Source organism: Vibrio sp. M260118 (genome assembly GCF_036533755.1).
Taxonomy (GTDB): domain Bacteria; phylum Pseudomonadota; class Gammaproteobacteria; order Enterobacterales; family Vibrionaceae; genus Vibrio.
The window spans coordinates 1-5,624 of the sequence record NZ_JATABG010000236.1 but is presented as its reverse complement, the minus strand read 5'-3'; the positions used below and the strand labels follow the sequence as shown (position 1 = coordinate 5,624).

The following is a 5,624-nucleotide window of genomic DNA, read 5'->3' as shown; positions in this document are numbered from 1 at the left end:
ATAGTGGCCCCCCGTACTTGAAAATAAAGTACATCCACTCTTTCGGAGGGGCGATTTGATTCGGCTTCTTCAGCAACTCAACTCGCTTTTCAAAAACAAGACTACAGTCTCTAAATGTATTTTCTACTGAGTTTAAACTGCATGTGCCTAACGTACCTTTACCCTGCCAGCAAGTAAGGCCATGTTTGTTAAGGCGAGCACTGTAATCAAAATCACCCATTTGATGGGTAAACTTGTCCGAAAGGATACCAATACGTGCAACTGAAGATTGAGGGATCAATACCAAATTACCGTTAATGAAATCGCAGGGCTGGCAATGTTTATTATCAATTGGAAGTAACTGAGCCTTTAACGGGAAAAGTCTTGTACCTTTTAACTTGCCGCCATAGGTTGGATTGCCATTTTCGTCTTGCATTAAGCCAACGATGGCACCCACGGATTCTCCACTTTTCTTCAACAAAAAATAATCAGTGAGCAAACTACTCAATGCATCACTGTTTAAAACAACATCATCATTTAGCCAACAAAAAAAATCATACTCTCCATTACTAGACATGGCGGTCTGCCAAGCTAAGCGCATCCCCTTATTCCAGTAAAGGCTTCCATCTCCGACAATTAGTTCAACGTTGGGAAACAGATCTTCGACAGTCGACTTAGTGCCATCAGTACTACCATCATCAGTCAAATAAATGTCAATGATAAATCGAGTATCAATGCCTTGTTGTTCATACAATGAAGCTAATGCGGATAAGGTCTTTTCCTTTCGATTATGGCAGGTTAGCAGCACTGCAATTTTGGGAGAGTTTTTAACTTCCATAGAATAATCTACGCACTCCTAGCCACTTCTTTAAACAACCTCGAGTACTGGTCAGCAACTACTTTGCTATCCCATAACTCAACCGCCCTTCGTCTAGAGTTGTGACTGACTTTAGATGCATGACTTTCGAATAGACACCAATGCAGTCCTGCGGCAAGATCATTAGTGTCAAAAGCTTTAGCTAAATAACCTGATTTCTTGTGCTCTACTACATCAATTAAACCAGTAGTATCAAAAGCAACTACTGGTGTTCCGCAACTTTGGGCTTCAGTAGCTGATTGAGGAAAGTTATCCATTCTTGATGGCACGACCATGACATCAATAGCATTGTAAAAAAGCGCTAAGGTAATATCATCGTTTAGATGACCAAGGTAGTGCTGGGGCATACCTACATCTTTAACATACTCGGGTTTACTTTGACCACATATGACACAAGTAGTATTTTCAATTTTACCACTTAGCTGCATTAAAGCATCCTGGAGTAAATCATAGCCTTTACGAGGATCTCGACCGCCACCTATCGCACCAAAGCCAATTAAACGACACTCTTGAGGCAACCCTAATAACTCGCGAGCAAGTTCTTTGTCTATCGGCCTATAAAGGCTAGTATCTAAAGCATTAGGAATGGTGTGTATAGGCCACCCTCTAAATAAAGCGGATTTTCTAGCACATTTAGAGAGCCAATTACTTGGAGTTACAATGGTAAATGGTTTTTTCCAATACTTAACTTTTCGAAGCCAAGTGGCTCGGTCAATATCGATACCACTATGCCCTTCAGGTCGGTTGCTTTCCGTGTACCCTTCAATATACCTTTCGTCAACCTCTCCATTAGTGTAGTGTTCAGAACCGCAAAATGCCCACATGTCATGAAGCGTCATTACAACTGGTTTATTAACCTTAGATATTTGTTTGACAGATAAACATTCCCTATTAACCCAGTGAAGGTTAACAATATCAGCATTACTCTGGTTTATCTTATCTAGAATCGATGAACCTATGATATTTGATGAGTGAAATACTGAATTGGTTGTTTTTTGCTGTTTTTGGAACAACGCGGAAATCTGACTACTAATAAATAGAGATAATCTATCAAACTTTAAATTATCCACTAGAACTGAATAATCATCAGATAGCTTTCGACTAACTAACATAGTGCTATTAACAGAAGACATGTATAAAGATTTATGCAAACGATATGCTGCTCTTGCTGCCCCACCTGAAATATCTGAATGAGATATAATTAATGACTTCATGACTATTATTGTAGCTTTCTCTTGATATTACCAAAAACCGGGTAGAAAATATTCTTGATCAAACCTGTAAAATTTGACACTCTTTCTGCTCGTTTCGCCTGTAACAAAGAAATACTTTGTGTTTTTCTGAAAACCAAGCCATGTTCAGCACCAGGTATAGTTCCGATATAATCAAGCCCCATCGATCTCATAACTGATTTAAAGTTATACCTAAGATGAAAAGTGGCTGGTAGATGGCACTTAATCACAGGGTAAAAACAATTTAAGAAAATAACATAACCATCTTTTTGAACTGACTTAGCCAATTCATACGCAAGTTCAATTGGTTGCTCAACATGCTCAAGTACATCTTGAGCAATAATTGCTTGGTAGTGATTGGCTTTAAGATCCTTGACGATAGAAATTCGTTCACACTTAGATATTCTGTTTAAACCTGTTTCAGACGGATAAGGTTCAACAATCTCTACTTGAGAATTAGGGAGCTGAGATATGATAGTAAGAGCTAATTCTCCAAACCCTCCCCCATAATCCGCAACATTATTTACACACAATCTTTCCAAATAATTTGCTACGGCTACTCGATGATTCTTTGACACTTCATCTTTTGCAGTAAAAACACCATTCACAAGCCAAATTGGGTGAGAATAAAACTGCCCAATAGCCTGTTCAGATAGCCGCTTAGTGTTATCTAATTCTAGCTCATCCCATATTCTGTCCATTTCATCCCAAAGCCATTCAACTGTTGGAATATTTTTTGGCAACGATTTTATATATTTAGTAGAGGAACAATCTATCCGCCCTAAATCAAATCCCCATAGCTTCATTTGAATAACTTCCTTTTTATTCTTTGGAATACAGAGACAAACCCCATATGTTTAAGATAGGCATAATCATCCGCTTCCTTATCTTGTAAGACATAAGAAGGGTGTTTTAATGGGAATGGTATAGCATTAGACTCAGGGCATGTACCACTACTAGTATGGGTAGCTTCTTCTCCGAAACCTATATTGTGAACAAGGTTAACTTGTGGAGTCACTGTTAAACCACTATTTATCAAATTTGCCATAGTCCAAGTATAATCCCATGTATTTACATGACCCTTTTTGGCATTGCGAAAACTATGCATCCAATTTGTATTTGCATTCTTATTGTGAGTTAAGTTATTAGAGCCATTTTTTTCAATTTCATCAAAGTATTTATTAGCATCATGCCAAGTTCGCCAAGCTCTACGCCAACTAGCCCACCCCCAACAATGATTTAATTGAGAAAAGTAATAACTATAGTCTCCAGTTCCGCGTTGAGTACCGTTCTGAAAATTATTTCCTGTAATACACATAATTCTTGTATCAGTTCTGTACTTCTCTAGTAATTCATCACAAAACTGAAAAAAAGTTGGATCGGGTAAACAGTCATCCTCGAGCACTATTCCCATTTCTTCATGCTCAAAAAACCAATCAAGTGCACCGCTTACCGCATCTCTACACCCTAAGTTCTTCTCTCGTAATAAGGTATGCACCTCACATTGCCAATCGATATTGTCAAGTACATAGTCGCGTACCGCTTGTACTTTTTCTTTCTCCCCGCTCCTACCTTCTCGTGGACCGTCAGAGGCAAAGTAAAGATGTGGTGGCTGAGCTTTACGTATTTCAGAAAAAACATGTTTTGTTACGTCTAACCGGTTGAAGGTAAGGAACAGAACAGGGCTTTTGCATGTGTATGTATTCATTTAGCTATTCTTTAAAAAATGGTCGAAATAATTAATAGTTTTGGTAAGCCCTTCATTAAGTTGAACTTTAGGAGCCCATTTAATTATTGATTTTGCGTAAGAAATATCCGGTTTACGCTGTACTGGGTCATCGCTAGGTAGATCTAAATAGCTTATTCTAGACTTACTTCCCGTGATATCCACCACCATTTCAGCTAACTCTTTGATACTAAACTCATTAGGGTTACCCAAATTAACTGGGCCCGAAATATCATCAGGGGTATCCATCAAGCGGATGAAACCCTTTACAAGATCATCGACATAGCAAAACGAACGAGTCTGTGAACCATCTCCGTAAATAGTAATAGGTTCATTACGCAAAGCTTGAACAATAAAATTAGAAACAACTCTTCCATCATTCGGGTGCATATTCGGTCCATATGTATTGAAAATACGTGCGACCTTTATCCTCAATTTATGCTGTCTTTTATAATCAAAAAATAAAGTTTCAGCACAACGCTTTCCTTCATCATAACAAGAACGTATACCGATTGGATTCACATTGCCCCAATAATCTTCACGCTGAGGGTGTACTATTGGATTACCATAAACCTCTGAAGTCGATGCTTGAAAAATTTTTGCGCCTGTACGTTTGGCTAGCCCGAGCATATTAATCGCACCATGCACCGATGTTTTGGTTGTTTGTACAGGATCATACTGATAATGTATTGGACTGGCTGGACACGCTAAGTTATAAATTTCATCAATTTCAGCGTAAAATGGAAAAGTAACATCATGGCGAACCATTTCAAAGTATGGGTTCTTCATTAAATGAACTATATTTGACTTTGAACCTGTATAGAAGTTGTCTAAACAAATGACTTCATTACCTTGCTTAAGCAATTTCTCACATAGGTGAGACCCAAGGAAACCTGCGCCACCGGTGACTAAAACTCTACTCATTTTTATTCCAAATCTAAGAGGTTAAATAACTAACAATATTTTTTATTCTATCGAAAAAATTACCATAGTAAAAGAAACGGGTCTTTTTAAGTGTATTATAGTATAAGCGTTTGTATTTACTCGTACTTCGAAAGTCCCATGGTTTGGTACTACCTGTGAAATGAATTACAATTGGTTCTACCTTGTCATATTCACGATCACGAGAGTGAGCAGTTGTAAAGTTGTACTTCACATCGAGTTCTTCCCATGTAGTATGAAATATTTTGTTAAGAGCGCATTGATCAGCAAATTCTATTTTTTCAGGATTAATTGATATAAATTCAAGTAATCTTTTCGAAATACCATGATTTCTCCAATATGCAAGGTTTACTAACATAATACCTGCGTTAAAGTAACGCTCGGAATCTGCAATTCCCAATCGTTCTGAGTACTTATACTTTCCATAGTCTTTTACAGCCAATATAGAAAGAGGAGATAAATTATACATTTCACGTATAGAGCCTTGCACAATCACATCACAATCAAGGTATAGTACTTTATCCTGCTTTATGACGTCAGCCATTAAAACTCTATAATAAACTTCAGGGACAAAGTGATAACCTAGCTTAAATCCTTCAAATAAGTTCCTATCGATATTAATATAGTTTATTTTAATATTATCATATTTTCCAAATGTTGAATTAATTTTATCTTTTGTTCTAGTTTTGAGATGGCTACTCAATATATATATATTAAACTTTGAATCTCGATTAAAATCCAACAAGGAACGGAGTGACACAGAAAAATGAGCAGCATAATTATCTTTAAAAGTAAATGCTAAGTTTATATCATTCATTACACATTTTACTCTTAGCTTTCATGAACATAAATTTCATCAATTTAGGTC

6 protein-coding genes are annotated in these 5,624 nt (G+C 37.1%); all 6 read right to left on the bottom strand.

Annotated features, from left to right (window positions below; genetic code table 11):
* Positions 1-817 (bottom strand): glycosyltransferase family 2 protein (locus QTO00_RS13705; protein WP_331425307.1); only part of this gene is annotated, 817 nt, incomplete at its 3' end.
* An 8-nt stretch (positions 818-825) separates the two neighbouring features.
* Positions 826-2,070, bottom strand: a complete 1,245-nt coding sequence (locus QTO00_RS13700) for a glycosyltransferase (RefSeq protein WP_331425306.1) — start codon at positions 2,068-2,070, stop codon at positions 826-828.
* Between the two features lie 5 nt (positions 2,071-2,075).
* Positions 2,076-2,894: a methyltransferase domain-containing protein gene (locus QTO00_RS13695; protein WP_331425305.1), complete on the bottom strand. Its 819-nt coding sequence runs from the start codon at positions 2,892-2,894 to the stop codon at positions 2,076-2,078.
* On the bottom strand, positions 2,891-3,796 hold the full coding sequence (locus QTO00_RS13690; RefSeq protein WP_331425304.1) for a hypothetical protein: 906 nt from the start codon (positions 3,794-3,796) through the stop codon (positions 2,891-2,893). The genes QTO00_RS13695 and QTO00_RS13690 overlap by 4 nt, the downstream gene beginning before the upstream one ends.
* Positions 3,797-4,738, bottom strand: a complete 942-nt coding sequence (locus QTO00_RS13685) for a UDP-glucuronic acid decarboxylase family protein (RefSeq protein WP_331425303.1) — start codon at positions 4,736-4,738, stop codon at positions 3,797-3,799.
* A gap of 13 nt (positions 4,739-4,751) precedes the next feature.
* Positions 4,752-5,573 carry a glycosyltransferase family 8 protein gene (locus tag QTO00_RS13680; RefSeq protein WP_331425302.1) on the bottom strand — a complete coding sequence of 274 codons (822 nt, stop codon included), beginning with the start codon at positions 5,571-5,573 and terminating at the stop codon, positions 4,752-4,754.
* Positions 5,574-5,624: the final 51 nt, after the last annotated feature.